Raw genomic sequence first — 2,306 nt, 5'->3', positions numbered from 1 at the left:
AACCAGTGACCCCCGCCTTGTAAGGGCGATGCTCTCCCAACTGAGCTAAGCGTCCAAATTTCTCTTACTGTTTAACGTTATTGTTTAAACAATCGCGCTGCCGTGTAAGTGGGGCGTATTATAGGGAGGCGCTTTTTAGTGTCAACATAAAATTTAAAAATAATGGTTAAGTGTTCAAAAACTCAACGACAAGGCCGCCATTGTTGGATTATTAGACAACTTCAGGAGGTTTTTAGGGAAATTCCGAGTAAGCCTTTTGTTTAAGGCTGATAGGCTGGTAAAATGCGACCAAATTTTTATTAGGATATTATCATCACATGACAGTGGTTACTCGTTTTGCTCCCAGCCCAACAGGCTTTCTTCACGTCGGCGGTGCTCGCACGGCTCTTTATTCTTGGTTATATGCAAAAAGCCAAGGTGGCAAATTTGTATTACGTATTGAAGACACGGATATTGAGCGCTCTACTCAAGAAGCTATAGATGCAATTTTGGAAGGCATGGAGTGGTTGGGCTTAGTGTGGGACGATGGTCCTTACTACCAAACCAAACGTTTTGACCGTTACAATGATGTCATCGACCAACTATTAGCGCAAGGTAAGGCTTATAAGTGCTTTATGCCTGCTGCTGAATTAGATGCTATTCGTGAAGAACAAATGAGTAAAGGTGAAAAACCGCGTTATCCTGGTACGTGGCGTGATAGAACTGACCATCCTGAAGGTCAACCTTTTGCTATTCGTTTTAAAACCCCACAAAGCGGTTCTGTTGTTGTAAAGGATCACATAAGAGGCGATATCACGATTGCTAACTCGGAATTAGATGATCTTATTATTAGGCGCACTGATGGTGTACCTACGTATAATTTCTGTGTAGTGATAGACGATTGGGACATGGGTATTACCCACGTCGTCAGAGGTGAAGATCATATTAATAACACCCCCAGACAAATTAATATATTGCAAGCCTTGGGCGCACCTATTCCTGAATATGCACATGTTTCGATGATTCTAGGTGATGATGGTAAAAAGTTATCAAAACGCCATGGTGCCGTGAGTGTTATGCAATATCGCGATGATGGTTATTTGCCGCAAGCCTTATTAAATTATCTTGTCCGTTTGGGCTGGTCTCATGGAGACCAAGAAATATTTTCGTTAGCAGAAATGATTGAACTGTTTAGTTTAGATGACATTGGTCAATCAGCTTCAGCGTTTAATACTGATAAGTTAATTTGGCTAAATCAACACTATATGCGTTCATTACCCGCAAACGAAGTAGCTAAATATGCAAAATGGCATTTTGAGCAACAAGGTATTGATATCTCTAATGGGCCAGCTTTAGAAGCCATAATTTCTGTTCAAGCCGAACGTGTGAAAGATTTAAAAGAGCTTGCTAGTATTAGTCGCTATTTTTATGAAGACTATGAGTCTTTTGACGAAGCTGCAGCAAAAAAACATTTGCGTCCAGTCGCGAAAGACGCACTGGAATTGGTAAAAGCAAAGCTGCTTGCTTTAACTGAGTGGAACACTGAAACCATTCATCAAGCGATTGATCAGACGGCTGAAGAGCTTGGGGTAGGGATGGGTAAGGTTGGCATGCCGTTGCGTGTTGCGGTGACTGGAAGTGGTAATTCCCCTTCACTTGATCAAACGTTAAACTTGTTAAAACCTGAGCAAATTGAACAACGTATAACCAAAGCGCTCGAATATATAGCAGTCAGAGAAAATTCCTAAAAAAATCGTTGACAGCTTAAGAGCAGATGCCTAGAATGCGCCCCGCTGTCAAGGAACGACGCGAGAACAAATTTTGAAACATTAGTTTTGAAAAATGTTTGGGGCCATAGCTCAGCTGGGAGAGCGCTTGCATGGCATGCAAGAGGTCGGCGGTTCGATCCCGCCTGGCTCCACCAAGTATCATGGAACGTTCGTTTTAAACCTAGTTAAAACGAATATGAAAAGAATTAGACGGACTCGGTTTTCCGGGTTTGCAGAAATGTTACTAAGCGTTGTTTTGATGCTGTAAAGTAAGGTCGCTCGGTTCGCTGGCTCACCTCTCCTTACAGAAAAATATCAAAGCTCCGCTTTGATTAGCAATTTTTCTGTCCCCATCGTCTAGAGGCCTAGGACACCGCCCTTTCACGGCGGTAACAGGGGTTCGAATCCCCTTGGGGACGCCATATTATCGATGCTTAAGGATTAAGCATCGAAGTCTGTAAAAAGACAAACAAGGAAGGTCTTACAATACCTAGATTGTGAGATAAACAGTTAGACGGGTTCAGCTTTGCTGAATTTGCAAGAAATCTCAAAAGTGTA

General features: G+C 42.3%; 1 protein-coding gene and 2 tRNA genes. All 3 read left to right on the top strand.

Translation table 11 applies throughout. The annotated features are described in order from the left end of the window. Window positions 1-317: 317 nt before the first annotated feature. Window positions 318-1,727, top strand: a complete 1,410-nt coding sequence (gene gltX / locus NWQ57_RS15485) for a glutamate--tRNA ligase (protein ID WP_306023063.1) — start codon at window positions 318-320, stop codon at window positions 1,725-1,727. Window positions 1,728-1,827: 100 nt separating this feature from the next. After that, a tRNA-Ala gene (locus NWQ57_RS15480) sits at window positions 1,828-1,903 on the top strand. A 191-nt stretch (window positions 1,904-2,094) separates the two neighbouring features. Next, a tRNA-Glu gene (locus NWQ57_RS15475) sits at window positions 2,095-2,170 on the top strand. The last annotated feature ends 136 nt before the right edge of the window (window positions 2,171-2,306 follow it).

Source organism: Paraglaciecola sp., from assembly GCF_030730205.1.
In the GTDB taxonomy this organism is placed as follows: domain Bacteria; phylum Pseudomonadota; class Gammaproteobacteria; order Enterobacterales; family Alteromonadaceae; genus Paraglaciecola.
This window is presented reverse-complemented; position numbering and strand designations above follow the sequence as displayed.

What these genes read in the sequence shown, in the direction of transcription:
- gltX (WP_306023063.1), top strand. Translation starts at nt 318, where the DNA reads ATGACAGTGGTTACTCGTTTTGCTCCCAGCCCAACAGGCTTTCTTCAC.